This window comes from Thalassococcus arenae, from assembly GCF_019104745.1.
Taxonomy (GTDB): Bacteria; Pseudomonadota; Alphaproteobacteria; order Rhodobacterales; family Rhodobacteraceae; genus Thalassococcus_B; species Thalassococcus_B arenae.
Genome location: NZ_JAHRWL010000001.1, coordinates 1 through 24831, shown reverse-complemented (window position 1 = coordinate 24831; position 24831 = coordinate 1). Strand labels below are relative to the sequence as shown.

Here is a 24831-nt window from a genome sequence, read left to right as displayed (position 1 = left end):
TCCGCGCGGGGCGCGGCGGGGCGATCCCGCCGCGTACCGACTTCCCGTTTCCTCCAGACGTTCCAGGAGCCCGTTCCATGAACCCGCTTTCCCGTGTCGAAAGCCTGACGACGCGTCTACTTCAGACGGTGTACACCCACCGTATCAAATCCGTGATCGTGCTGCTTGCTGCCGTTTTCGGCCTTGTGGCGACCCAACTTCCGACCTTGCAAAAGGATGGCCGCGTCGAAGCTTTCATGCATGAAAGCGATCCGGCTCTCGAAACCTATTATGCGATGCGCCGGGAATTCGGTCAGGACAACCGCCTCGTCGTGGCGGTGCAATCCGACAACGTCTTTTCGACCGAGTTCCTGACCACCTTCTCCAGGATGCACCGCGAACTGGCGGACACCGTGCCTTACGTGTCCGAGATCTTTTCGCCTTACAACATCCCGTTCATCGAGCATGAGGACGGTGGCGTCTATCTCGAGGAGCTAGTGCGCAACATGCTGGCGCGCGGCCGCGACCCGCAGGAACTGCGCGACCGCATTCTCGCCACGCCGCTCTACCGGAATTTCATCGTTTCGGCCGATGGCAGCACCGCGGCCGTGGTGATCGAGCCGTATCGCTATGCTCCGGGCAATGCCGATTGCGTCCCCGACCCGTCGCAAGGCCTGACCTGCGCGGTGCAATTCACGCCGCTGTCCGAGCGCGCCCTGCTTGGCGCACCGCACTACGCCGAGATGACCGCCGTCGCGCGTGAGATCGCGGCACGCTATGAAACCGAGGGTTTCCGCATCCACATCGCCGGCTCGCCGGTTCTGTCTACGGAAATCGTCCGGATGATGGAAACCGACATGCCGCGCTTCACGCTGGCCTGCGTGATCATCACGGTTCTGGCGATGCTGGTCCTGCACCGGTCTTTCCTGGTGGCGATCGGTGCCTTCCTGTCCTTTGCCACGGCGATCTTCTCGACGCTGGCGACGCTGGCAGCGACCGGCACGGCGATGACCCCGCCGACGCAGCTCTTGATCCCGATGACGCTGGTGGTTGGGTTGTGCACCTATATCCACTTCGTCGCGACGCTGCTCAAGGCACGGGCATCGGAACCTGACGGGCGGACGGCCCTGGCGATCGCCGTCAGGAAGGCGAACACCCCGATCCTGTTCACCGCGTTGACGACCGCAGGCGGTCTGATCGGCCTGGCCGCCGCACCGCTGGCGCCGATTACTGCCCTGGGCCTGTTCGGCACCGTGTCGGTCGGGCTGTCGTATCTGTTGGCCATGATCTGGGCGACGCTGGTCTTCCGCACGCTGCCGGAACGCTATCTGAACAAGCAAACCGACGCGCCGGGCCTTATCGCCCGGGTTCTCAAGCGTGGCGCGATGCTGGCCGCCACGCGGCCGGAACGCACGCTTGCCGTTTGCGGCGCCGTCGTTCTGACGGCCGCACTGGGCATCACGAACCTCAGCTATTCGCACAACTCGCTGCTGTGGCTGCCCGGCGACAACCAGGCGCGCCAGTCGACCGAATTCATCGATGCGAATTTCATGGGCACGGTGAACCTGGAAATGGTGATCACGCCGACCGAAGGCCGGGATTTCCGTGACGAGACGTTGCTCAAGACGGTCGAGGCCACGGCCCGCGAATCCTACGATGCGGTGGCTATCCCGATCGGTCGGCACACCTCGATCATCTCGTTCATCGAAGAGACCAACCAGGCCATCAACGACGGCGATCCGGCGGAACTGCGCATTCCCGGCCAGGAACAGATCTGGGACCAGCTCTTGCTGCTTGAGGGGCAGGGCATCGACGACATGAAGCGTTACGTGTCGATGGACTATTCCTCGGGCCGGGTGTCGTTCCAGACGCCCTGGCTGGAAGCCAAGCTCTACACCAATGTCATCGAAACCATCGAAAGCCGGTTCGAAGCTGCGCTTGGTGACACCGCTTCGGTCGAAAGCACCGGCCTGATCGCGCTGCTGGCCAAGACGTCGAAAAAGGTTCTGGACAGCATGACGGTGTCCTATGCACTGGCGTTGGTGCTGGTGACGGCGATGATGGCCGTCGCGCTGCGTTCGGTCGGTCTGGGCCTGGTCAGCATGGTGCCCAATGTTGCGCCCTTCGCGGTGCTGCTGGGGGTCATGGGCTATCTCGGTATCCCGCTGGACACCTTCACCGTGCTGATCGGTGGCATCATCACCGGCCTGATCGTCGACGACACGCTGCATTTCTTCCACAACGTTCGTGACCGGCTGGCTGCCGGTGCCCGGATGGAGGATGCGATCGGCGGTGCGATGTCCGAGATCGGCCGCGCGATCTTCACCACGACCATCGTCGTGATGGCGGGCTTCGCGGTTTTCACACTGTCGTCGATGTCGAACATCCAGAGCTTCGGGTTGCTGATGGCGGCGGGTGCGGCCCTGGCGCTGCTGTCCGAGGTCTTCATCGGTCCGGCGGTGCTGATCGTCTACGATCGTATCCGCAAGGCGGCGGCTGCCCGTCCGACGAGGTTCGAGCCGGTTCTGGCCGATGCCACGGCCTGAGAACCCGATCAAAGAGGCCGTGCGCGACATGCGCACGGCTTTCGCCACGCTGCAAGACGGTCCGGAACATCCGGGCCGTCTGTTGGTCAAGCGGGGCCTGTCTCCTGATGCGGCCTGCCGCGACTTTGCCCTTGCCCACGCGGCCGTGCCTGCAAGGCCGCGCAGCGCGTCGGAACCGGCGGTTCTGTATCGCCAGCCAGAGGGTCCCGATCTGCTGCTCGGTCTTTACGGTTGCGAACGGCGCCTGCGCGGCTGGCTGCCCGGCCTCGAAGCCGGCGGATGGCCGTCGGCGGTCGCAAAGCTGCAGCCGATCGCGCCGCGCCCGGCACCGCTGGACCAAGAAAAGTGGAAACGGGTCGCCTTGTCGCGCCTGCCGTTTCCCAAGATCACCCCGCGCGATGCCGGCCCCTACGTGACCATGGGCTTCGTCATCGCCGGGCAGGGCGGCGCTGACCTGGCGCTGTCGGCGCACCGGATGCTGGTGCTGGACGACACGCGGCTGGGCATATCGATGCTGGCCAGCCGGGCGCTGCGTGCCCTCGGACAAGCCGCCTGGGCCGAAGGGCGGGATCTGCCCATCAGCATCAATATCGGTGTTTCCCCGGCCGTCGCCGTTGCCTCGGCCACTGCGACGGCGCATCTGCCGCAACGCTTCGACAAGCTGACGCTGGCCGGCGCGCTTGCGGGGCAGGCAGTGGCGGTTGCGCCGGGATTGGCCGGTGCAGCCTGTCTGCCCGACAGCGAATTCGTTCTGCACGGGCGGCTGAGCGCGCAGACCTGCGACGAAACGATCGGCGACCGTCCGGCCGGCGTCACCATGCCGGAATTCCTGGGCTACGATGGCCATGCCGGCGCCGTTTTGCAGGTGGTCGAGGTCACCGCCATCACCCAACGTCCCGGCGCCGTTCTGCAGGCGACGCTTGGGCCCGGGCGCGAACAATCGGCGATCCTGGGATTGGGCGGGGCATTGGCGCAGGCCCTGGCCCTGCCACCGGATACGCCCTTGCGCGATCTGCGCTATGCCCCGGCCGGTGGCGGAATGCTGTTGCTGTACGCGGCTCTTGCCCCCGGCGCCACCGCGCGTTGCGATCTCGGGGCGTTGACGCGGCATCTCATGGCCGTGATGCCGTTCACCAAGACCGTGATCTATGTCGACGAGGATGTGGACCTGACCTGCGACGAAGACGTGCTCTGGGCGCTGACCACACGCTGCACGCTGGCCCGCGCCGTCGGCATGATCGAAGATCTGGCGCCCCTTCGCATGGACCCGTCCCAGACCGAAGCCTGGGTCGAGGCGACCGGCCACGCTCCAGCCCGGTGCTGGATCGATGCGACCGTGCCGCCGGGATTGGAGAACGCGGCACAACGCAGCTTTTGACCGTTCCAGAGGTTTTCACGCGCCGGTGCGGATCAATGCGTGGCCACCAGAGCCACTGCGCCGACCAGGATCAGGCTGCAGGCCCAGACGACATCGAGGTTGATCCAGCTGCGGGACAGGAATTTCAAACCCAGCCAGTGGTACACACCGGCGGCGAAGATTCCGCCCGAAAGCGCCATGGCCGCCGTGTGGACAAGCGCGACGGCCAGCGCGACTGCCGCGTTGCCGCCGATCAGGGCATCGGCTGCGGCATGGCCGGCATCGGTTTCGACGGTGGCGCAAATGCCCAGGTAGATCGGCACCAGCATCAGCCCCGCGCCATGCGCCATCGCCACCAGGAACGACCACAGCGCCAGTCGCGACGGCGGCACGCGGGCCAGAAAACGCGGATGACGACGGTTGACCAGCAGGTAGAGGCCGAGCCCGATCACCAGCAGCGCTGCGCCGATCTGGATCTCGCGCTGCCAGTCGACCAGCACGAACAGCACGGCAAACGGGAACAGGATCGCCGCCATCGCCAGCATGTGTCCCGCCGCCAGCGCCGCCAGCGCCTTGTAAAGCGCGCCGCGGCTGCGCTCCATCAGCGCCGACGATACCGCCAGCGGCCAGCCCATGCCGGGATTGACGCCATGGTAGATGCCCGAAGCGACGACAGCCCACCAAAGGGCTGTCGCCGATGTCACGTCCTGCACGCCTCAGACGGAGGGATAGCAGAAGCTGTCGGTCGAACAGTCGCCACCTTCCAGGCGGATCTGGTGGCTGCGGTAACCCTTGGGGAATTCGACCCAGAAATCGGGATCCAGTGCGAACTTGCCGCCCTCGTTCCGGGCCATCACCATCGCCGCGCCGCGGTCGCCCGGATAGAACTGGTCGTCCCAGGTCGAATAAAGCGAGTTGGTCCAGTAGACCCGCTTGCCGTCCCGACTGATCTCGACCATCTGCGGCCCATAGCCGAACTCCTTGCCGTTGGGGTGCTTGGTCTTCTTGACGATACCGCCGATTTCGACCTTTCCGGCCAGTTTCGGGTTCATCGGGTCCGACACGTCGTATTGATGCATCTCGCCCTGGCCCCAGCAGGCGACGTAAAGATATTTGTCGTCCAGGCTCAGGTCGATATCCGTCACCAGCGGCGGCACCGCGCCGAAACCCTTGAGCAGGTCCGGCAAATCGTCGGCATCGGCCGGCTGCGGGTCGATCGTGATGGTCTTCTTCGCCTCGAAGGTGCCGTCATCCTTCTGCCACCAGGTAAAGATCGCCCCTTGCAGATTGGTCGTGTCCACCACCACGCCGACAAAACCGTAATCCTTGGCCGGGTCATGCGCGGGCCGGATTTCCAGCGCCATCTGGTGGTTTTCGCCAAGGTCGATGGTCTGGACGTTCTTGCGCTGGCGCAGGTTCCAGAAATGGATCTTGTGGCCGTATTTGTTCGACAACAGATCCTCGGGCACGATCCCGTTCTCGAATTGCGGCGGCAGGCCCCATTCGGAGCTGACCATGTAGTCGCGCGGCAGGTTCCACCAGAAATCGTAGTGCTTGTCCTGCTGCCCCCGGTCCATCTCGTAGCGGCCCAGGATCTCGAAGGTTTCGCAATCCATGATGAAGATGCCCGGGGGGCCGTCCATGCCGTCCTTGCCGCCGCCGCCCAGCGTGCTGACATAGATGCCCTCGGGGCCGCAATGAATCGTATGGGGGCGGGAATAGCCCGTTTTGGCAAAGACTTCTTCGGGTTCGATGATCTTGTGGATCTTGGCCTTGAGCGGTTCCTTGACGTCGATGACGTAGATGCGGCTGGACCGGATGCCGGGGATGATCAGGTACCGCCGTTCGAGAAAGGCATGGCCCGACAGCGGCGACAGCGAGGATGAACAGGCGTTCCATCCGAAATGGTGAAACTCGTCGCCCTTGTTCGGCATGATGACCTGGTGGACGATCTTGCCATAGCTTTCGGATTTCGGGTTCACGTCGACCACCGCCAATCCATCCGGTTGCGATCCATCGGGGCTCAGCATCAACGTAAAGGCCAGCGTCTCGGGCGGGGCCTCCATGGCGATTTTCGGCGTGGGATAGAATGTCGGGTCGGGCCTTAGGTTCATAAGTACTTCCTCCCTGATATGATTGTGCGATTGGAATTTTGTTCTGCGCACCGGGCGACGGTGGCAAACAATGAGATTCGGAGCAAGAAAACCCGCGCAGACATTTCAAGGCGCGCGCGCGTTCGCCTGCGCAACCATGCGCGTTTGCGACGCGATCTGTCGCCCCAGGGTCTTTGCATGACGGCGATGCTGCGCCACGGTGACGGAAACTTCGGAGTGACGATCATGAAAGTGGGCTTCATCGGATTGGGCAGCGTCGGCGGCAAGCTGGCGGGTAGCCTTTTGCGGAATGACACGGACCTGACGGTGTTCGATCTGGATGCCGGGCGCGTTGCGGATTTCGTGGCGCGCGGGGCCGGGCGGGCCGATAGCCCCGCGGCCCTGATGCGGGCCTGTGACACCGTCATCACCTGTTTGCCCAACCCGGCAGCCTCGGACGCGGTTTTGGCCCAGATGCTGCCCGAGATCGGACCTGGCAAGACCTGGATCGAGATGTCGACCACCGATGCCGACCTGATCCAGCGCCAGGCCGCGCAGGTCGCTGAACGCGGCGGCGCGGCGGCGGAATGCCCGGTCTCGGGCGGCTGTCACCGTGCCGACACCGGCAACATCTCGATTCTGGTCAGCGGTGACCGGGCGACGTTCGATCATGTCTTTCCACTCATGCAGAAGCTTGGCCGCCGCATCCTGCACACCGGGCCTTTCGGCACGGCATCCAAGCTCAAGGTGATGACCAATTACCTGGCCACCGCACATCTGCTGACGCTGTGCGAGGCGCTGACGGTGATGGCGGCCGAGGGGATCGACCTGGCCACGACCTACGAGGCGATCAAGCTCAGTTCCGGCAATTCCTTTGTCCACGAGACCGAAAGCCAGCTGATCCTGTCAGGCTCGCGCGACGTGAATTTCACCATGGACCTGGTGCAGAAGGATATCGGCCTGTTCCAGAAACTCGCCGATGCGCGCGGCGTGCCGCTGGAGATTTCGCCGTTGATGATCGCGATGATGAGCGATGGCCAGAAACGCTATGGCGACCGCGCGCAATCGGACCGGATGATAGAACGGCTGGAAGAGGCGACGGGCCTGTCGGTCACCGCGCCGGGCTTTCCGATGGAACTGGTCGACGACGAACCCGAGGAACCGGGTTACGAGGTGGTGGTACGGCGCTGAGACGGTCGGGCGGAAAAGCCCGCCTAGCCTGTATCCGACCGGACCTGACCGCGCAGCACCCGGATCATCCGGCGATAGGCCGGGCGGTGGCGATAGCGCAGATGCGCGCCGGCATAGACACTTTGCGCGATGCGCGGCGCGTCCGAGACGAACCGCGCCTCGCCCGATGCCACCAGCGCGCGGGCGGTCTCATCCAGCAGGTAGGTGCTGCCGCCAAGCGCGCTGAGAAGTCCGCGGATCACCCCGCCCTGTCCGCTCGACACCGCGCCGCGCGACAGCCTGGGCAGCAATTCGGCATGGCTGTGGGCGAAGGCAGGCGAGTAGTTGGGCAGGATATACCGATTGCCCTTAACCCCGACCAGCGTGTCGGTGTCGGTCGACACCATGCGATAGACCACCTCGCCCAGGCTTTCGAAATGCAGGTCGGGATGGCCCGAGGGGGTGAACAGGATGCCCAGGTCCAGATCGCCCGACACCATGTCGCGGCACATCTGCACCGAATAGTCGGCTTCGACGTAAAAGGCGCTGCCGGGCAGGCTGTCGCGCAGCGCGGTGATCCAGTCGGCGATGTGGTTCTCCATCAGATCGTGCTGGATGGCGATGCGCATGGTCAGCGCGCCGCCATCCCTTTGCCGCGTGGCATGCAGCGCTTCGGTCCACAGCAGCCGGACGTGGCGCGCGTGCGGCGCAAACCGCATCCCCGCCGTGGTCAGCTCGGTCCCCGCCCGCGACCGGCTGAGCAGGCTTTCGCCCACCGCCCGCTCCAGCGCCTTGATCCGCCCCGAAACGGTGGACTGCGTCACCCCCAGCCGTTCGGCGGTCCGGTTGAAGCTGCGCGTCTCGCACAGGTCCAGAAAGGTGTCGATCAACTCGATCTGCATCGCGGCTCCTAATCGGATAATCCGATCAATGACCGCCAGTCTACTGAATTGAACGGCGCGCGGAAGGGCGGAAAGATATCGCGACAACCAACAGGGAGAGACGCAATGGCGGGATTGCCCAGTACGGCGCGCGTGGTCATCATCGGTGGGGGCGCGGTGGGCGCGTCGAGCCTGTATCATCTGGCCAAGATGGGCTGGACAGATTGCGTCCTCATCGAAAAGAACGAACTGACCGCGGGGTCCACCTGGCACGCCGCCGGCAATTGCCCGTCCTTCAGCACCTCTTGGGCGGTGATGAACATGCAGCGTTATTCGCTGCGGCTCTATGCGGGGCTCGCCGACGAAGTCGATTACCCGATGAACTACCATGTCACCGGATCGATCCGCCTGGGTCATACGCGAGAGCGGATGATGGAATTCGAACGCGCGCGGTCGATGGGTCGCTACCAGGGGCTTGATCTGGAGATGATGCAGGTCGGCGATCTCAAGGATCGTTATCCGTTCCTCGAAACCCACGACCTCGCGGGCGCGCTGTGGGATCCCGACGATGGCGATATCGACCCGGCCCAGCTGACCCAGGCCCTTGCCAAGGGCGCGCGCCAGATGGGCGCGCATATCGAACGCTTCTGCGGCGCCACCGGCATCAGCCGCGAGGGCGGCGAATGGATCGTGCATACCGACAAGGGCGATATCCGCTGCGAAAAGGTCGTGAACGCCGCGGGCTATTATGCCCAGCGGGTCGGTGAGTGGTTCAAGCCCTTCGGCGGCCGCACCGTGCCGATGGCGGTGATGTCGCACCAGTATTTCCTGACCGAGGAAATCCCCGAACTGCAAGCCTGGACCAGGGAAAACGGCCGCAAGGTTCCTCTGCTGCGCGATGTCGACAGCTCGTATTACCTGCGCCAGGACAAGAACGGCCTGAATCTTGGCCCCTATGAACGAAACTGCAAGGCGCACTGGATCACGCCCGATGATCCGATGCCCGAGGATTTCAGCTTCCAGCTATACCCAGACGACCTCGAACGCCTGGAATGGTATATCGAAGACGCCATGGCCCGCGTCCCGATCCTGGGCACGGCTGGTGTGGGCCGGGTGATCAACGGCCCGATCCCCTACGCGCCGGACGGCTTGCCGCTGCTTGGCCCGATGCCGGGGGTGCCCAACGCCTACGAGGCCTGTGTGTTCACCTTCGGCATCACCCAGGCGGGCGGCGCGGGCAAGGTGCTGGCGGAATGGGTCACCCAAGGCGAGACCGAGTGGGACATGTGGGCCACCGATCCGCGCCGGTATACCGATTACACCGACCAGCAATACTGCATCGACAAGGCCATCGAGGTCTATGGCCACGAATACGCCATGCATTTCCCGCACCATGAATGGCCCGCAGCGCGCGACCGCAAGCTGTCGCCGGTGCATGACAAGGTGCTGGAACTGGGCGGCGTGATGGGCGCCTATAACGGCTGGGAACGCGCCAACTGGTTCGCCAGGCCGGGCGACGATACCTCCGAAGAGGCGACCCAGACCTGGGATCGCGCGGGACCGTGGGAAGCCCGCATCCGCGAGGAATGCGAGGCGGTGCGCGACGGGGTGGGCGTGCTGGACCTGCCGGGTTTTTCGCGTTTCGACGTTCGGGGGCCGGGCGCCGCCGACTGGCTGCTGGGCAAGATCGCCGGGGGCTTGCCGAAACCCGGCCGGATGACGCTGGCCTATTTCCCCGACAGCCGCGGCCGGATCCTGACCGAGATGAGCGTGATGGCACATGGCGACGATCACTACATGCTGATCACCGCCGCCACCGCGCAATGGCACGACCGCGACATCCTGCTGGCCGACAAGCCCGACGCCGTCACGATCACCGACCGCACGCGCGACTTCTCGACGCTCATCGTCACCGGACCGAAATCCCGCACGCTTTTCGAAGCCATCGGAACCCAGGCCGACCTGTCGCTGCCCTGGCTGTCGGTGCAGACCGCGCGGATCGGCGGGGTGGAATGCGGGTTGGCGCGGGTGTCCTTCGCCGGTGAACTGGGCTGGGAGATCCACGCGGCCAATGCCGACATCCCGGCACTGTACGAGGCGGTTCTGGGCGCCGGCGCCGTGCCCTTCGGCATGTACGCGTTGAACGCCTTGCGGATCGAGAAAGGCTACCGCGCCTGGAAAGGCGATCTGTCGACCGACTATACCCTGCTGGAGGGCGGTCTCGACCGGTTCATCCGCTTCGACAAGCCGCAGGATTTCCCCGGCAAGGCGGCGCTGCTGGCCGAAAAGCAGCGTGGTGTGAAAAAGCGCTTCGTCTCGCTCAAGGTCGACGCGGGCGCTGCCGATGCCCCCTACATGTCGACACTGTGGCACAATGGCAGCGTGGTGGGCGAAACCACGTCGGGCGCCTGGGGCTACCGGGTCGGGCATTCGGTCGCGTTGGCCATGCTGCGGCCGGACCTGGCCGTACCGGGCGGATCGGTCGAGGTCGAGATCTTCGGTGAACGTCGCCAGGCCGAGATCCTGCCGGACGGCCCGATCTGGGATCCGCAGAACGAAAGGCTGCGGGCATGACCGCGCTTCCGCGTGAAGCCCGCGTCGTCATCATCGGCGGCGGTGTCTCGGGCTGTTCGGTGGCCTACCACCTGGCGCAGCGCGGCTGGACCGACATCGTGCTGCTGGAACGCAAGCGGCTGACCTGCGGCACCACCTGGCACGCTGCCGGACTGATCGGACAACTGCGCGCCAACCAGAACATGACGCGCCTGGCCAAGTATTCGGCCGAACTCTACCAGCGACTGGAGGCAGAAACCGGCGTCGCCACCGGCATGCGCATGGTGGGTTCGCTGACCGTCGCCCTGACCGAACACCGGCGCGAGGAAATCCTGCGCCAGGCTTCGCTGGCGCGTGCCTTCGGCGTTGCCGTGGACGAGGTATCAAGCCGCGATGTCAAGGCGATGTATCCGCATCTGAATGTGGATGACGTGGTCGCCGCGGTGCATCTGCCCGGCGACGGCCAATGCGATCCGGCCAATATCGCCATGGCGCTCGCCAAGGGTGCACGGATGAAGGGCGCGCAGATCGTCGAGGGCGCCAAGGTTGTCCGCGTCACCGACGATCGCGGCGCGGTGACTGGCGTCGATGTCGAAATGAACGGTGAAATCAGCCACATAACGGCGGGTCTTGTGGTCAATTGCGGCGGCATGTGGGGGCGCGACCTGGCCGCCGCCTCGGGTGTGACGCTGCCGCTGCACGCTTGCGAACACTTCTACCTCGTCACTGAACCCATTGACGGGCTTGGACATCTGCCGGTTCTGCGGGTGCCGGACGAATGCGCCTATTACAAATCCGACGCCGGCAAGATGATGCTGGGCGCGTTCGAGCCCAAGGCCAAGCCCTGGGGTATGAACGGCATCCCGGAAACCTTTGAATTCGATAGCCTTCCCGAGGATTTCGAGCATTTCGAGCCGATCCTCGACATGGCCACGCGCCGCATGCCGCTGTTCGAGACCGCGGGTGTGCACACCTTCTTCAACGGTCCCGAAAGCTTTACCCCCGACGACCGGTATTACCTAGGCGAGGCCCCGGCACTGTCGGGCTACTGGGTGGCGGCGGGCTACAACTCGATCGGCATCGTATCCTCGGGCGGCGCGGGCATGGCGCTGGCCCAATGGATGGACGAAGGCACACCGCCCTTCGATCTGTGGGATGTCGACATCCGCCGCGCCCAGCCGTTCCAGCGCAACCGCCGCTACCTGCGCGAGCGCGTCACCGAAACCCTGGGCCTGCTCTATGCCGACCATTACCCCTATCGCCAGGTCGAAACCGCGCGCGGCGTGCGCCGGTCGCCGATCCACGACCACCTCAAGGCGCGCGGCGCGGTCTTCGGCGAGGTGGCGGGCTGGGAACGCGCCAACTGGTTCGCCCGCGACGGGCAAGAGCGGGAATACCGCTATGACTGGAACGGCCAGAACTGGTTCGACAACCACCGCGCCGAACACATGGCAGTGCGCCAAGGCGTCGGCCTGTTCGACATGACATCGTTCGGCAAGATCCGCGTCGAAGGGCGCGATGCGCTGGCCTTTCTGCAACGGGTCTGCGCCAACGACATGGACGTGGATGCGGGCCGCATCGTCTATACCCAGATGCTGAACGACCGGGGCGGGATCGAATGCGACCTGACCGTGACGCGCCTGTCCGAAACGGCGTTCCTGCTGGTCGTGCCCGCCGCCACGGTGCAACGCGACCTGGCCTGGCTGCGACGGCATGTCGGGGACGCGTTCGCCGTCATCACCGACATGACCACTGCCGAGTCGGTGTTCTGCCTGATGGGGCCGCAAGCGCGCGCGGTGATGCAAAAGGTCAGCCCCGACGATTTCGGCAATGACGCCTTTCCGTTCGGAACGGCGCGCGAGATCGAACTGGGCCTGGGTCTCGTGCGGGCCCACCGCGTGACCTATGTCGGCGAACTGGGCTGGGAGCTTTACGTCTCCACGGACATGGCAGCCCACGCGTTCGAGACGCTGATCGAGGCCGCGCCCGAGATCACGTTGTGCGGCCTGCACACGCTGGACAGTTGCCGCATCGAAAAGGCGTTCCGCCATTTCGGCCACGACATCACCGACGAGGACCATGTGCTCGAGGCCGGTCTCGGTTTCGCGGTCAAACCCGACAAGGGTGATTTCATCGGGCGCGAGGCCTTTCTGCGCAAGAAACAGACCGGCCCGGCGCGGCGCCTTGTGCAGTTCCAGCTGCACGATCCCGCGCCGATGCTGTTCCACAACGAGGCACTGGTGCGCGACGGGCAGATCATCGGGATCACCACGTCGGGCAATTACGGCCACGCGCTCGGAGGCGCGATCGGGCTGGGCTATGTGCCTTGCGAGGGGCAGAGCGCCGAAGAGGTTCTCGGCGCGACCTATGAAATCGAGGTGGCGGGTGTGCGGCACGCCGCGAGGGCCAGTCTGAAACCGCTCTACGATCCGAGGGCCGAAAGGATCCGGACATGACACTTGCCGATCGCCACGACCGCTTTGCCACCTTGCACGGGCAGGGCTGTTTCGTGATGCCCAACCCCTGGTGCGCGGGTTCGGCAAAGATGATGGCCGCTCTCGGCGCCCAAGCGCTGGCGACATCGTCGGCCGCGCATGCCTTTACCCTTGGCCGGCTGGACATGGGGGGCGTGACGCGCGACGAAGCGCTGGCGCATGCCGCCGCAATCCTGGCGGCCACGCCATTGCCGGTTTCGGGGGATTTCGAAAACGGTTTCGGCGACGCGCCCGAGGACGTGGCCGAAACCGTGCGGCTGGCGGGAGAGATCGGCCTGTCTGGTTGCGGGATCGAGGACATCCGCGCCGAAGGCGACCTGGCGGCCTATGATTTCGATCTTGCGGTCGAGCGCATCCGCGCCGGGGTCGCGGCGGCGCGGGCGCTCGGGCGTCCCTTCGTGCTGACCGCGCGCGCCGATGGCGTGATGAACGAGGTCTACGATCTCGACGAAGGCATCCGACGCCTGCAAGCCTTCGAGGCTGTCGGGGCGCATTGTCTCTATCTGCCGGTGCCGCCCGGGCGCGCCGAACTGGCCAAGGTCGTCCAGTCTGTGAATGCGCCGGTCAACGCGTTGGCCGCCGGGCCGCTGCGCGACCTGCCGCTGGACGCGTTCCGGTCGCTGGGCGTGCGTCGCGTGTCACTGGGCAGCCAGATGGCACACGTGACCCATGCCGCCATTCGCGACGTGATGGCCACGATCCTGGGTCAAGGCGATTTCACCGGGTTGAAGGCAGGCGCCAGCTCCGACGAGATCGACGCGTTTCTGACGGGGGGAGGCCCGACATGAACATATCCACCGAACAGAAATCCCGCCGCTCGGGCGGTCGGTCCGCCCGCGTCGCCTTGCGCGCCGCGCCGCTGGCCGAAGAGATCCGGCCCATCCGCCCGGGCATGAAGGGCGGGCAATACAAGCCCCTGACCGATGCCCAGGTCGCCCGCATCCACGAGGCGGCGTTGCAGGCGCTCGAGGAGATCGGCCTGAGCCAGGCGCCGCAATCCGGCGTCGAGGCGATGACGGCGGCGGGCGCGATCCAGGGCGATGATGGCCGTCTGCGCTTTCCCCGGGCGCTGGTCGAGGACATGCTGGCCAAGGCGGCGCGCAACATCACGCTGAACGCCCGCAACCCAAAGCACGACCTGCTGCTCGAAGAGAACCGCGTCTATTTCGGCACCGCCGGCGCGGCCGTGCACCTGGTCGATCCGATCAACCGCACCTACCGCGACAGCACGATCCAGGATCTCTACGATGCCGCGCGCATCGTCGAACAACTGGACAACGTGCATTTCTTTCAGCGCTGCATGGTCGCCCGGGACATCACCGACAACCTGCAGATGGACCTCAACACCGTCTATGCCTGTGTCTCGGGCACGTCGAAACACATCGGCACATCCTTTTCCGAGCCGTCCCATGTGGCACCCTGCATGGACCTGATCCACGAGATCGCGGGCGGCGAGGATGCCTGGCGGGCACGCCCCTTCATCTCGAATTCCAATTGCTTCGTCGTGCCGCCGATGAAATTCGCCGAGGAAAGCTGCGTCGCGATGGAACACTGCATCCGCGCGGGCATGCCGGTGCTGCTGCTGTCGGCGGGGCAGGCGGGGGCGACGGCGCCCGCGCCCATCGCGCTGGCCATCGTGCAGGCGGTGGCCGAATGCCTGGCCGGCGTGGTCTATGTCAATTCCATCGCGCCGGGCCACCCTGCGATCTTCGGCACATGGCCCTTCGTCAGCGACCTGCGCACCGGGGCGATGTCGGGCGGGTCGGCCGAACAGGCGCTGCTGACCGCGGGCTGCGCGCAGATGCACCGGTTCTACGGTCTGCCCGGAGGCGCGGCGGCCGGCATTTCCGACAGCAAGCTGCCGGACATGCAGGCGGGCTGGGAACAGGGCATCACCAACGTGATGGCGGGGCTGGCCGGGCTCAACATGGTCTACGAGGCCGTCGGCATGCATGCCTCGCTGCTGGGCTTCTGCCTGGAAAGCCTGGTGCTGGGCGACGACATCCTGGGCCAGGCGCTGCGCGCGGTGCGCGGCATCGACGTGACCGAGGACAGCGTGAGCCTGGATGCGATGAAGGCGGTCTGCCTTGGCGGTCCGGGCCATTACCTGGGCACCGATCAGACCCTGGCGCTGATGCAGACCGAATATACCTATCCCAAACTCGGCAACCGGATGAGCCCCAAGGAATGGGAGGAAGCGAAAAAGCCCGATCTGCTGGCCAATGCGGTGGCGCGCAAGCAGGCGATCCTGGACAGCACCGGATCGCTGATGCCGCGCGAACTGGACCGCGCGATCCGCGCCCGCTGGCCGATCCATTTCTAAGCCGGGCGCGATGCGGCTGGTGCATCTGTCGGACCTGCATCTCGGCCCGCCCGGCGCGCTGGTCGAAGGGCTGGATCCCCATGCGCGGCTGGCGCAGGCGTTGCGCCATATCGCCGACCACCATGCAGTTGCCGACCGGCTGGTCATCACCGGCGATCTGGCGCATTGGGGCGATCCCGCCGCCTATGATGCGCTGCATGCCGCGCTGACCGGCTTTCCGGTTCCGGTGCGGCTGATGATCGGCAACCACGACGACCGCGCCACGTTCCTGAACGCCTTCCCGGACCAACCGCGCGACCGGGCGGGCTTTGTCAACCATGCCGAGGATCTGGGCGGGCTGCGGCTGATCTATTGCGACACGGTGGAACCGCGCACCCATGCCGGCCATTTCTGCGCGCAACGCCGCGACTGGCTTGCCGATCAATTGGCCGGATGCGATCGGGCCTTGGTCTTTTTCCACCACAACCCGCTGCATCTGGGCGACCCGTCCACGGACATGCTGTCGCTGAACGACGCCGACCAGGCCGCGTTGCGCACGATCCTGATCACCCATGCGCACAAGATCGTGCATCTGTGCTTTGGCCATGTGCACGAACCGCTGTCGGGCACCTTGGCCGGTATCGCGTTTTCCGGCGTGCCTTCGACGCTGCACCAGACCCTGCCCAGCCTCGCACCGTCCGACACATCCCCGATGGCGGCGCTCGAGCCGTCCTACCGTGTGCTGCTGCTGCGGGGCGAGGACGTGGTGGTGCACCAGTTTCCCTTCGCCTTCGACGGTCATGTCACGCAGCACGCCAACAATTGGGACGCCTGGGCAAAACCGGCCGACTGACTGGCTTGCGCCTGTGCGCGCTTCGCGGGACAAGAGGCGACGCAGTCGGGGAGGATTGAATGCGCACCGGAGGGGAATTGCTGGCCGATTGCCTGATCGCGCTTGGCGCGCGACGGGGCTACGGAGTACCGGGGGAAAGCTATCTGGCAGTGCTGGACGCGCTGCACGACCGGGCGGGCAAGCTGGATTTCGTGCTGTGCCGGCAAGAAGGTGGCGCCGCCTTCATGGCCGCGGCCGAGGGCAAGCTGACGGGCAAGCCCGGCATCTGTTTCGTCACCCGCGGCCCCGGTGCCGCCAACGCCGCGATCGGTGTGCATACGGCGATGCAGGACAGCACGCCGATGATCCTTTTCGTGGGCCAGGTCGCGACCGGGATGAAGGGGCGCGAGGCTTTCCAGGAACTGGATTACCGCGCGGTGTTCGGCACCATGGCGAAATGGGTGGTCGAGATCGACGACGTGGCGCGCATTCCCGAGATCGTCGCGCGGGCCTGGACCACCGCCGTTACCGGACGGCCTGGCCCGGTGGTCGTGGCCCTGCCCGAAGACATGCTTGTCGCCGCGACCGAGGCCGTGCCCCTGTCCGGACCGCCGCGCATCGCCGCACCGTCACCCGATCCGGCGGCCATGGCCGAAGCGGTCGCGCTTCTGGAACGGGCCGAACGCCCGCTGATCCTGATCGGTGGCGCCGATTGGTCCGAAGACGGCAAGGCGGCGCTGCAGGGCTTTGCCGAAGCCAGCGACATCCCGGTCATCGCGGCGTTCCGCTATCAGGACATGTTCGATAACCACTCACCGGTCTATTCCGGCGATGCCAGCGTCGGCATGTCGCCCCAGGTGAAACGGCTGATGCGCGAGGCCGATGTGCTGCTGGCCATCGGCACGCGGTTCGGCGAAAACGTCACCGATGGCTACACCTTGCTGGACGTCCCCGAACCGCGGCAAAACCTGATCCACGTCCATGTCAGCGACCGCGAATTGGGCAAGGTCTACAAGCCCGCGATCGGCATTCACGCGGGGTCCAACGCCTTTGCCCGGGCGCTGCCGCAACGGGTGCGGGGCGGTTGGCAGGATTGGTGCCGCGCGGCCCGGGCCGGCTATGACGCGTTCTTCGATGTGCCGGCGCAGCCCGGCCCGGTCGATATGGCCGCGGTCATGGCGCATCTGCGCACCGTTCTGGACGACGACGCGATCCTGACCAACGGCGCGGGCAATTTCGCGATCTGGTCGGGCAAGTTCTTTCGCTTCGGCCACAAACACCGCCTGCTTGCACCGCAGGCCGGGGCGATGGGCTATGGCGTGCCCGCCGCGGTCGCCGCCAAGGTCAATTTCCCCGATCGTCAGGTGATCTGCTTTGCCGGAGACGGTGATTTCCAGATGACCGGGCAGGAATTGGCAACGGCCACACAGGCCGGCGCCGCGCCGGTCGTGCTGGTCGTCAACAACGGCACCTACGGCACGATCCGCATGCACCAGGAACGCCACTACCCCGGCCGGATCAGCGGCACCGAGATCGTCAATCCCGATTTCGTCGGGCTGGGCCGCGCCTATGGGCTGGAAGCCGAACGGGTCGAGGCCACCGCGGATTTTCCCGATGCCTTCGCCCGTGCGCTGGCGGCGCCGAACGGTGCGCTGCTTGACCTGGTCGTGGACAAGGAGGCGCTGACCCCACGCGCCACGCTGAGCCAGATCCGGGCCGGCGGATAACCGGGGCTAGTTCAGGTCCTCGAGCAACCGCCCGTGGCGGCGGGTTTCCTCGATCACCTTCCCGAAAGTGTCCAGCCCCTTGGCCTCGAGCATCGGGATCAGCCGCACCAGAACCTCGGCGGTGGCCCGGGCGTCACCCAGGGCGGTGTGGCGCAGCTCGGACGGGATGGTGACGTCGAGCCGCTCGCACAGCGCATCCAGCGTGTGCTTCTCGGTGGTGCCGTAGATCACCGCCGACAACAACACGGTATCGAGGATCGGGTGTTCCCATGTGACGCCCGACCGGGTCTGATGACGGCGCAGAAACGCCATGTCGAACGGCGCGTTATGCGCCACGATCACCGCATCCTGGCAAAACCGGTGAAAGCGCCGCGCCGCCACCGCGATGTCCGGCTGGCCCGACACCATCGCATCGGTCACCTTGTGCACCGCGGTCGAGGCGGGCGGGATCGGCATGCCGGGATCGACCAGCTGGTCGATGATCTCGCCCGGAACGATGCGCCCGTTCAGCACGCGCACCGCGCCGATCTGGACGATCTCGTCCTTGTGCGGCAGCAGGCCCGTCGTCTCGGTGTCGAAGACCGAAAAGATGAGGTTGCGCAGCGCAGTGTCTTCCATGGCGGCAGGGGCGGCGCGGTCGAGCAGGTCGAAATCGTAGACCAGCGGGCGCGCGGCGGCGGGGGCGATATCGGCCACGGCGTCGTCGATCACCATCATCGCGCCGCCATCCTCGAGCGGCTTCAGCCGGGCCCCGTAGTGCTGGGCGTGATCCACGCCCACGGCGGTAAAGGCGACTTCCCTGCCGGTCTTGCGCAGCTTCTCGAACGCGGGCTCCAGGCTGGATGGCTCGAAATACTCGACCAGCGGCGCGTTCAGACGCGGCACCCCGATCTGCGACAAGACCTCGGCGGCTTGACCGTCGTAAAGCACGATCCGCCCGTCCGGACCGATCATCAGGATCGCGACGGGGATTTCGGTCAGCAGAGCGGTCAATCGTTCGCGCTCGGATGTCAGCCGCGCGGTTTCCTGCGCGACCCGCCGAGCGGTCTCCATCGCGCTGTCCGACAATTGCCGCGATACGGCCGAGGCCGCCGGCGCAAGATCGCCCAGGTAGCGCGCGGCATGGGTGTCGACTTTGGCCTCGACCCCGGCATGGGCGCGGGCCCGCATTCCGGTGGCCAGCTTCTCGATCGGCTTCGCGACGTTCTCGTCGAACAAAAGCCAGACGCCGGTGGTCAGCGCGAGAATGAACAGGGCCGACAGCACGGCAGCGAAGGTGAAGCCGTTCGTGACGCCGGTGTCCAGGGCGCGGGCATGGCCGAACCACAACGCCAGCAGCGCCGCAGCCGTGCCGCCCAGTCCCAACAGGACGAAGAACAGGAAGATGCGAAGACGCAGGCTGAGACGGGTGATCATGTCAGACCTCCGCACAGACCGCCGCGACGACCGGATCGTCGCCGCCGACATCGCGCCAGACCGGTTCGGATCCGTCGCCAAGCGCGGGATCGGCGCGGCGCAGGCCGGCGCAATCCACCATGACCTCGACGGACTGGACCGGTTTCCAGCGTCCGAAGAAATACAGATCGGCGAGGAACAGCCCCTCGGTCTGGCTGTTGGGCCGCAGGTGGTCCAGATCGACGGCCACGAAACGGTCGACCATCGGCACGGCATAGGTCCAGGGCCGCCAGGGCGCGCTGTCGGCGATCGACTGCGCCACGACCAGCCCGTCCGGCAAAGCGGCCGAGGTGCGGGAATACCAGCTGTATTCGCTGGAAATCGTCGCCGCGAGCATCGCGGCGCCCGCGCCGACCGGGATCAGCCAACGGGGCAGGCGGTTGCGCGTCAGACGCAGCAAGAGCATCATCGCGCCGGCCCCGGCAAAGCCTGCGACGAATACGCCGATCAATTCGAAAAGCATCGCTCCTCCTCCCATTCCTTCCCGCGCCGTCCGCAAAACTCTTGCAAGAGTTTTGCAAATTCCTCCCCAGGAATTTGCGGCTTCAGCTCAGCATTCCGCGCCCGTGACCGACGGCCGATTGCAGCGATTTGACCACGACGAAGGCGTCGCGCAAATGGCTGCGTTCGAAATCCGACAGATCGGCGGGCGCCAGGAAATTGTCCGGCTCGCGGCCGGCCCTGATTTGCGTCGCCTGGTGTTCCAGCCGGGTTTCGGCGATCAGGTCGTAGGCATCCAGCAGATCCTGTCCGCCCGATCCGCTCAGCACCCCGGCGGCGACGGCCGCTTGCAGCCGGGCGCGGGTATTGACCTCGGCCAGACGGCCCTGCAGCGCATAGACCCGGCCCAGGTCGACCACCGGCACCACGCCGTTATGCTTGAGGTCGAGCTGGTTCTTGTGTTCGCCCGACCGGATCGTCGCGAACCCGCGCAGCAACCCCAGTGGCGGTGTGTGCTTGAGCGAGTTCGATATCATGTGTGCGACGAAGATCGAGTTCTTCGAGGCCGCGGCCAGTGTTTCGGCCTGCAGATCGCCCCAAAGCGCCATCGCGCCGCCGATCGGCCTCAGGTCGAACATCACCGACGCCAGCATCTGTGCCTCGGGGTCCGGTTTGGCGATCCAGCCGGCGAAGTATTTGCGCCAGACCCGCAGCGGCTGACGCCAGCGCGGGTTGCTGGCCATCATGTCGCCGGGGCAGAAGACGTAGCCGCAGGTGTTCAGGCCGTCGCAGACGAAATTGGCCAGTCGCTCGAAATAGCCCGCATGCTCCGGCTGGTGGTCGTCGGACAGGATCAGGCAGTTGTCCTGGTCGCTGACGCCGGTCTGTTCCTGCCGCCCCTGGCTGCCGCAGGCCAGCCACAGATAGGGCACCGGCGGCGGGCCGAACTCGGCTTCGGCCAGGGCCAGCAGGCGCCGCGTCACCGTGTCGGCGACATCGGTGATCAGCCGCGTCACCACTTCGTGCCGGTTGCCGCCGCCGACCAGCTGCACCAGCAGCTGGGGAATGCGCGCCGTGACCTTGGCCATGTCTTCGGCGGTGCCGGCCCGCGCGATATCGCGCACCAGTTCGGCCGAGCTGACCGCCTGGAACCGGGTCAGGTCGGTCTGGGTGACGATGCCCACCAGCCTGCCGGCCTCGGTCACCGGAACATGGCCGATGCGCCGCTCCATCATCATGTGCAACACGTCCGAGCCGATGGCCGAGGGCGGCAGGGTGACGGGATCGGGCGTCATGATCTGGGCGGCGGCGGTGTTGAGCGAAAGCCCGTCCGCCACCACCTTGCCCGAAAGATCGCGGATCGTGACGATGCCGCGCAAGCGGCCGTCTTCGGTCACGCAGATCGACGACACACGGCGATCGCGCATCTTGCGCGCGGCCTCCTGTACCGGGGTGTCGGGCCGGCAGGTCAGCGGATCGGCGGCCATCAGTGTCTCGACCCGCGTCGTGGTCAGGTCGGCCTTTTGCGGCTTGGGCGTGCGGGTGCGGTCGAAAAAGCGCCGCGCCGCGGGTTCCGAGCCGACCAGATCGTGGAACGCGGCGGCCGGCAGCAGCAGCAGCCGGGTATCTGCGAGGGCACGGGCCGAGGTCATGGCCAGGCCGTCGCGCATCAGGCCGCGTTCGCCAAAGGAATTGCGGGCGCCCAGGATCGAGACGGGCACACCGTTCTCGTCGGATACCTCGACCTGGCCCTCGTGGATCAGGAACAGCCCTTCGAGCGGTTGGCCCAGCGGATAAATCGGATCGCCCGCCGCGACGGATCGCGATTCGAATAGCGGCGACAACCTGTCCAGCGTTTCACTGGGCAGCGCGTCATAGGGGTGAACGCTGCTCAGGAAACGGCTGAGGGCGGGCAGGTCGAGAGGCATGGCAATCCCCGGATCAAGGCGCGTCGTCATCGTCCTATCCCGTGATGGGTGGTGAAATGAAGAGGGCGGGCCGTCGCAGCGACGCCCCGCCCGGTGTTGATGCGTTGCCCCGGCACCAAGCCGGGGCATGCGGGTCTCAGTGATCCACCGCGGCGCCGGCACCGCGCGGGATACGCACGCTTTCGACCAGGTCCTTGATCTCCTGCGGCGTGTCCTCGGTCGCGTTCGACACGAAGTAGGCGACCGCGAAGTTGATCAGCGCGCCGACCGAACCGATGGCCGTGGACTGGATGCCCAGCAACGAACCCGAGATCGTGTCGGGGAAGCTGTTGGTGTCGGGGATGAAGAACCAGCCCTTGTGCAGGAAGATGTAGACCAGCGTGAAGACCAGGCCGGCCAGCATCCCCGCGACCGCACCCTTGTTGTTGATGCGGGTCGAGAAGATCCCCATCATCAGCGCCGGGAAGATCGAGGCCGCTGCCAGGCCAAAGGCCAGGGCCACGGTCTGCGCGGCAAAGCCCGGCGGGTTGAGCCCCAGATAGGTCGCCACGCCGATGGCCACCGCCATCGAGATCCGCGCCGCCAGAAGCTCGCCCTTTTCCGAGATGCCGGGGTTCAACTGACCCTTGATCAGGTCGTGGCTGATCGCCGACGAGATCGCCAGCAACAGGCCCGCCGCCGTCGACAGCGCCGCCGCAAGGCCGCCCGCCGCCACCAGCGCGATCACCCAGCCCGGAAGCTGTGCGATCTCGGGGTTGGCCAGAACCAGGATGTCGCGGTTGAAGTTGGTCAGTTCATTGCCCTGCCAGCCGCGCTCGGCCGCCACCGCCTGCATGTCGGCATTGGCGTCGTTGTAATACTGGATGCGGCCGTCGCCGTTCTTGTCTTCCCAGCCCAGCAGGCCGGTGGTGGCCCAGGTTTCCATCCAGTCAGGCGCTTCCTCGATCGCCATGGCTTCGCCCTGAACGCCATTCGGCCAGAGCGTGTCCATGATGTTCAGCCGCGCCATCGCGCCCACCGCCGGGGCGGTCAGGTAAAGCAGCGCGATGAAGACCAGCGCCCAGCCGGCGGACCAGCGGGCATCGGCCACGCGCGGCACGGTGAAGAAGCGGATGATGACGTGCGGCAGACCCGCGGTGCCGATCATCAGCGAGAAGGTGAACAGCGTCATGTTGATGACGGCCGACGGGGTGCCATCCTGAACGGTGTAGGCGGCAAAGCCCAGATCCTGCACCACCTGGTCGAGACGTTCCAGCAGCGGCTGGCCCGACGCGGTGTGGTCGCCGAACAGGCCGAGACCCGGGATCGGGTTGCCGGTCAGCTGCAGCGAGATGAAGATCGCCGGGATCGTGTAGGCGGTGATGAGCACCACGTACTGGGCGACCTGGGTGTAGGTGATGCCCTTCATGCCGCCAAGGACGGCATACATGAACACCACGGCCGCGCCGATGAACAGACCGGTCGACACCTCGACTTCGAGGAAGCGCGAGAACGCCACGCCGACACCGGTCATCTGGCCGATCACGTAGGTCACCGAGGCGACGATCAGGCAGATCACCGCCACCATGCGCGCGGTCGGGCTGTAGAACCGGTCGCCTATGAATTCCGGCACCGTGAACTTGCCGAACTTGCGCAGGTAGGGTGCAAGCAGCAGCGCCAGCAGCACGTAGCCGCCGGTCCAGCCCATCAGGAAGGACGACGCGCCATAGCCACCGAAGGCCAGCAGGCCGGCCATCGAGATGAACGAGGCCGCCGACATCCAGTCGGCCGCGGTGGCCATCCCGTTGGTGACCGGGTGCACGCCGCGCGAGGCGGCATAGAATTCCGACGTGGAACCCGCGCGGGCCCAGATCGCGATGCCGATATAGAGCGCGAAGGTGGCGCCCACGACCAGCAGGTTAAGGGTATACTGATCCATGACGTTACTCCTCGACGCCGTATTCTTTGTCGAGCTTGTTCATCCGCCAGGCATAGAAGAAGATCAGCGCCAGGAAGACGATGATCGAGCCTTGCTGGGCGAACCAGAAGCCCAGGTCGGTGCCGCCCACGCTGATGCCGGACAGCACTGGCCGCAGCAGGATGCCGAAGCCGAAGCTCACCAGCGCCCAGATGATCAGGCTGATGACGATGATGCGCACGTTGGCCGCCCAATAGCCCTTGTCGGACTCGGCGCTTGCGCTTTGAGATGTTTGGTCCGCCATGTCGCGGGTCCTCCTCTTCCTCCGTTTGCCTGCCCGTCGGGCAGGCGGTTCCCTCCCGCTCAGGCCGTGGCCTGGCGAACGATCGAGCCGAGTTCGGCGGCGATGTCGGTGATGGCGCCCATCGCATCGACGCGCTTCAGCGCGCCGGTCCGGGCGTAGTAATCGATAAGCGGCGCGGTTTGCGCGTGATAGGCCTCGAGCCGCGATGCCACGGTTTCGGCGTTGTCATCGGCACGGCGCTTCATCTCGGTGCCGCCGCACTTGTCGCAGACATCGGGCTTGGCCGGCGCCTTGAACGTGTCGTGATAACCTTCACCGCAATTGCCGCAGGTGAACCGGCCCGAGATGCGGGTGACCATCGCGGCATCGTCCACGTCCAGGCTGATCGCGGCGTTGATGGCTTGCCCGGTCTCGGCCAGCAGCGCGTCCAGCGCCTGCGCCTGCACCGTGGTGCGCGGGAATCCGTCCAGGATCACGCCGCCGGCGCAATCGGGATCGGCCAGCCGGTCGCGCAGGATGGCGATGACGATCTCGTCGCTGACCAGGTCGCCCGCTTCCATCACCGCCTTGGCCTGCCGGCCGGCCTCGGTGCCGGCGGCGACGGCTGCGCGCAGCAGATCGCCGGTGGACAACTGGACAAGGCCGAAAGCCTCTTCCAGCATCCGCGCCTGGGTGCCCTTGCCGGCGCCCGGAGGCCCCAGCAGGATCAGCACGGGGGCAGGGGTGTCGGCGCCGTCCATCATGCCTCGCCCCTGTTCATTCTGTTTTCGATGAGGTCGTCGACGACGGCGGGTTCGGCGAGTGTCGAGGTGTCTCCGAGGGCGCCGTAGTCGTTTTCGGCGATCTTGCGCAGGATGCGGCGCATGATCTT

18 protein-coding genes are annotated in these 24831 nt (G+C 65.9%); 9 read left to right on the top strand and 9 right to left on the bottom strand.

The window, feature by feature from the left end:
* Positions 1-77 precede the first annotated feature (77 nt).
* Together KUH32_RS00090 and KUH32_RS00085 are read left to right on the top strand one after the other, a co-directional pair.
* On the top strand, positions 78-2525 hold the full coding sequence (locus KUH32_RS00090; RefSeq protein ID WP_217776044.1) for an efflux RND transporter permease subunit: 2448 nt from the start codon (positions 78-80) through the stop codon (positions 2523-2525).
* Positions 2512-3903, top strand: coding sequence for a UbiD family decarboxylase (locus tag KUH32_RS00085; RefSeq protein ID WP_217776043.1), 1392 nt, complete (start codon positions 2512-2514; stop codon positions 3901-3903). The genes KUH32_RS00090 and KUH32_RS00085 overlap by 14 nt, the downstream gene beginning before the upstream one ends.
* Positions 3904-3935: 32 nt before the next feature.
* On the opposite strand, the gene KUH32_RS00080 is transcribed toward KUH32_RS00085, so the two are convergent.
* Both KUH32_RS00080 and KUH32_RS00075 read right to left on the bottom strand, forming a co-directional pair.
* A complete protein-coding gene (locus tag KUH32_RS00080) occupies positions 3936-4517 on the bottom strand; it encodes a hypothetical protein (protein ID WP_254899023.1) in 582 nt (193 codons plus the stop codon).
* A gap of 81 nt (positions 4518-4598) precedes the next feature.
* Positions 4599-5996: a selenium-binding family protein gene (locus KUH32_RS00075; RefSeq protein ID WP_217776041.1), complete on the bottom strand. Its 1398-nt coding sequence runs from the start codon at positions 5994-5996 to the stop codon at positions 4599-4601.
* Positions 5997-6221: 225 nt separating this feature from the next.
* Between KUH32_RS00075 and KUH32_RS00070 the strand changes: the two genes are divergently transcribed.
* A complete protein-coding gene (locus KUH32_RS00070) occupies positions 6222-7166 on the top strand; it encodes an NAD(P)-dependent oxidoreductase (protein WP_217778189.1) in 945 nt (314 codons plus the stop codon).
* Between the two features lie 23 nt (positions 7167-7189).
* Here the strand turns inward: KUH32_RS00070 and KUH32_RS00065 are convergent, their stop codons facing one another.
* Complete coding sequence (locus KUH32_RS00065; RefSeq protein WP_217776040.1) at positions 7190-8047, bottom strand: LysR family transcriptional regulator; 858 nt, start codon at positions 8045-8047, stop codon at positions 7190-7192.
* Between the two features lie 105 nt (positions 8048-8152).
* Here KUH32_RS00065 and KUH32_RS00060 point away from each other — a divergent pair, with 105 nt between their 5' ends.
* Genes KUH32_RS00060 through KUH32_RS00035 form a run of 6 tightly spaced genes read left to right on the top strand, consistent with a single transcriptional unit; the run spans position 8153 to position 17935 of the window.
* On the top strand, positions 8153-10600 hold the full coding sequence (locus KUH32_RS00060) for a GcvT family protein (protein WP_217776039.1): 2448 nt from the start codon (positions 8153-8155) through the stop codon (positions 10598-10600).
* Positions 10597-13035: a GcvT family protein gene (locus KUH32_RS00055; protein ID WP_217776038.1), complete on the top strand. Its 2439-nt coding sequence runs from the start codon at positions 10597-10599 to the stop codon at positions 13033-13035. Before KUH32_RS00060 ends, KUH32_RS00055 begins: the two co-directional genes overlap by 4 nt.
* The gene (locus KUH32_RS00050; protein ID WP_217776037.1) at positions 13032-13862 is read left to right on the top strand and encodes an isocitrate lyase/PEP mutase family protein; all 831 of its coding nucleotides are present in this window, start codon (positions 13032-13034) and stop codon (positions 13860-13862) included. The genes KUH32_RS00055 and KUH32_RS00050 overlap by 4 nt, the downstream gene beginning before the upstream one ends.
* A complete protein-coding gene (locus KUH32_RS00045) occupies positions 13859-15397 on the top strand; it encodes a trimethylamine methyltransferase family protein (RefSeq protein WP_217776036.1) in 1539 nt (512 codons plus the stop codon). Before KUH32_RS00050 ends, KUH32_RS00045 begins: the two co-directional genes overlap by 4 nt.
* Before the next feature lie 10 nt (positions 15398-15407).
* Positions 15408-16229 carry a metallophosphoesterase gene (locus KUH32_RS00040; protein ID WP_217776035.1) on the top strand — a complete coding sequence of 274 codons (822 nt, stop codon included), beginning with the start codon at positions 15408-15410 and terminating at the stop codon, positions 16227-16229.
* Between the two features lie 59 nt (positions 16230-16288).
* A complete protein-coding gene (locus KUH32_RS00035; RefSeq protein ID WP_217776034.1) occupies positions 16289-17935 on the top strand; it encodes a thiamine pyrophosphate-binding protein in 1647 nt (548 codons plus the stop codon).
* Positions 17936-17941: 6 nt separating this feature from the next.
* Here the strand turns inward: KUH32_RS00035 and KUH32_RS00030 are convergent, their stop codons facing one another.
* The 6 genes from KUH32_RS00030 to KUH32_RS00005 all read right to left on the bottom strand — a co-directional run bounded on the left by KUH32_RS00030 (position 17942) and on the right by KUH32_RS00005 (position 24700).
* Positions 17942-19351 (bottom strand): 3'-5' exonuclease, encoded by a 1410-nt coding sequence (locus KUH32_RS00030; protein WP_217776033.1) that lies wholly within the window; start codon positions 19349-19351, stop codon positions 17942-17944.
* 1 nt (position 19352) lies between these two features.
* On the bottom strand, positions 19353-19853 hold the full coding sequence (locus KUH32_RS00025) for a hypothetical protein (protein ID WP_217776032.1): 501 nt from the start codon (positions 19851-19853) through the stop codon (positions 19353-19355).
* An 82-nt stretch (positions 19854-19935) separates the two neighbouring features.
* A complete protein-coding gene (locus tag KUH32_RS00020) occupies positions 19936-21759 on the bottom strand; it encodes a DUF294 nucleotidyltransferase-like domain-containing protein (protein ID WP_217778187.1) in 1824 nt (607 codons plus the stop codon).
* Between the two features lie 136 nt (positions 21760-21895).
* Complete coding sequence (locus KUH32_RS00015) at positions 21896-23677, bottom strand: sodium:solute symporter family protein (protein WP_217776031.1); 1782 nt, start codon at positions 23675-23677, stop codon at positions 21896-21898.
* 4 nt (positions 23678-23681) lie between these two features.
* Positions 23682-23960 (bottom strand): DUF4212 domain-containing protein, encoded by a 279-nt coding sequence (locus tag KUH32_RS00010; RefSeq protein ID WP_217776030.1) that lies wholly within the window; start codon positions 23958-23960, stop codon positions 23682-23684.
* 59 nt (positions 23961-24019) lie between these two features.
* The gene (locus KUH32_RS00005; RefSeq protein ID WP_217778185.1) at positions 24020-24700 is read right to left on the bottom strand and encodes an adenylate kinase; all 681 of its coding nucleotides are present in this window, start codon (positions 24698-24700) and stop codon (positions 24020-24022) included.
* Positions 24701-24831: the final 131 nt, after the last annotated feature.

What these genes read in the sequence shown, in the direction of transcription:
- KUH32_RS00035 (WP_217776034.1), top strand. Translation starts at nt 16,289, where the DNA reads ATGCGCACCGGAGGGGAATTGCTGGCCGATTGCCTGATCGCGCTTGGC.
- KUH32_RS00060 (WP_217776039.1), top strand. Translation starts at nt 8,153, where the DNA reads ATGGCGGGATTGCCCAGTACGGCGCGCGTGGTCATCATCGGTGGGGGC.
- KUH32_RS00045 (WP_217776036.1), top strand. Translation starts at nt 13,859, where the DNA reads ATGAACATATCCACCGAACAGAAATCCCGCCGCTCGGGCGGTCGGTCC.
- KUH32_RS00025 (WP_217776032.1), bottom strand. Translation starts at nt 19,853, where the DNA reads ATGCTTTTCGAATTGATCGGCGTATTCGTCGCAGGCTTTGCCGGGGCC.
- KUH32_RS00055 (WP_217776038.1), top strand. Translation starts at nt 10,597, where the DNA reads ATGACCGCGCTTCCGCGTGAAGCCCGCGTCGTCATCATCGGCGGCGGT.
- KUH32_RS00005 (WP_217778185.1), bottom strand. Translation starts at nt 24,700, where the DNA reads ATGGACGGCGCCGACACCCCTGCCCCCGTGCTGATCCTGCTGGGGCCT.
- KUH32_RS00090 (WP_217776044.1), top strand. Translation starts at nt 78, where the DNA reads ATGAACCCGCTTTCCCGTGTCGAAAGCCTGACGACGCGTCTACTTCAG.
- KUH32_RS00080 (WP_254899023.1), bottom strand. Translation starts at nt 4,517, where the DNA reads ATGGGCTGGCCGCTGGCGGTATCGTCGGCGCTGATGGAGCGCAGCCGC.
- KUH32_RS00015 (WP_217776031.1), bottom strand. Translation starts at nt 23,677, where the DNA reads ATGGATCAGTATACCCTTAACCTGCTGGTCGTGGGCGCCACCTTCGCG.
- KUH32_RS00010 (WP_217776030.1), bottom strand. Translation starts at nt 23,960, where the DNA reads ATGGCGGACCAAACATCTCAAAGCGCAAGCGCCGAGTCCGACAAGGGC.
- KUH32_RS00030 (WP_217776033.1), bottom strand. Translation starts at nt 19,351, where the DNA reads ATGATCACCCGTCTCAGCCTGCGTCTTCGCATCTTCCTGTTCTTCGTC.
- KUH32_RS00070 (WP_217778189.1), top strand. Translation starts at nt 6,222, where the DNA reads ATGAAAGTGGGCTTCATCGGATTGGGCAGCGTCGGCGGCAAGCTGGCG.
- KUH32_RS00065 (WP_217776040.1), bottom strand. Translation starts at nt 8,047, where the DNA reads ATGCAGATCGAGTTGATCGACACCTTTCTGGACCTGTGCGAGACGCGC.
- KUH32_RS00050 (WP_217776037.1), top strand. Translation starts at nt 13,032, where the DNA reads ATGACACTTGCCGATCGCCACGACCGCTTTGCCACCTTGCACGGGCAG.
- KUH32_RS00085 (WP_217776043.1), top strand. Translation starts at nt 2,512, where the DNA reads ATGCCACGGCCTGAGAACCCGATCAAAGAGGCCGTGCGCGACATGCGC.
- KUH32_RS00075 (WP_217776041.1), bottom strand. Translation starts at nt 5,996, where the DNA reads ATGAACCTAAGGCCCGACCCGACATTCTATCCCACGCCGAAAATCGCC.
- KUH32_RS00020 (WP_217778187.1), bottom strand. Translation starts at nt 21,759, where the DNA reads ATGCCTCTCGACCTGCCCGCCCTCAGCCGTTTCCTGAGCAGCGTTCAC.
- KUH32_RS00040 (WP_217776035.1), top strand. Translation starts at nt 15,408, where the DNA reads ATGCGGCTGGTGCATCTGTCGGACCTGCATCTCGGCCCGCCCGGCGCG.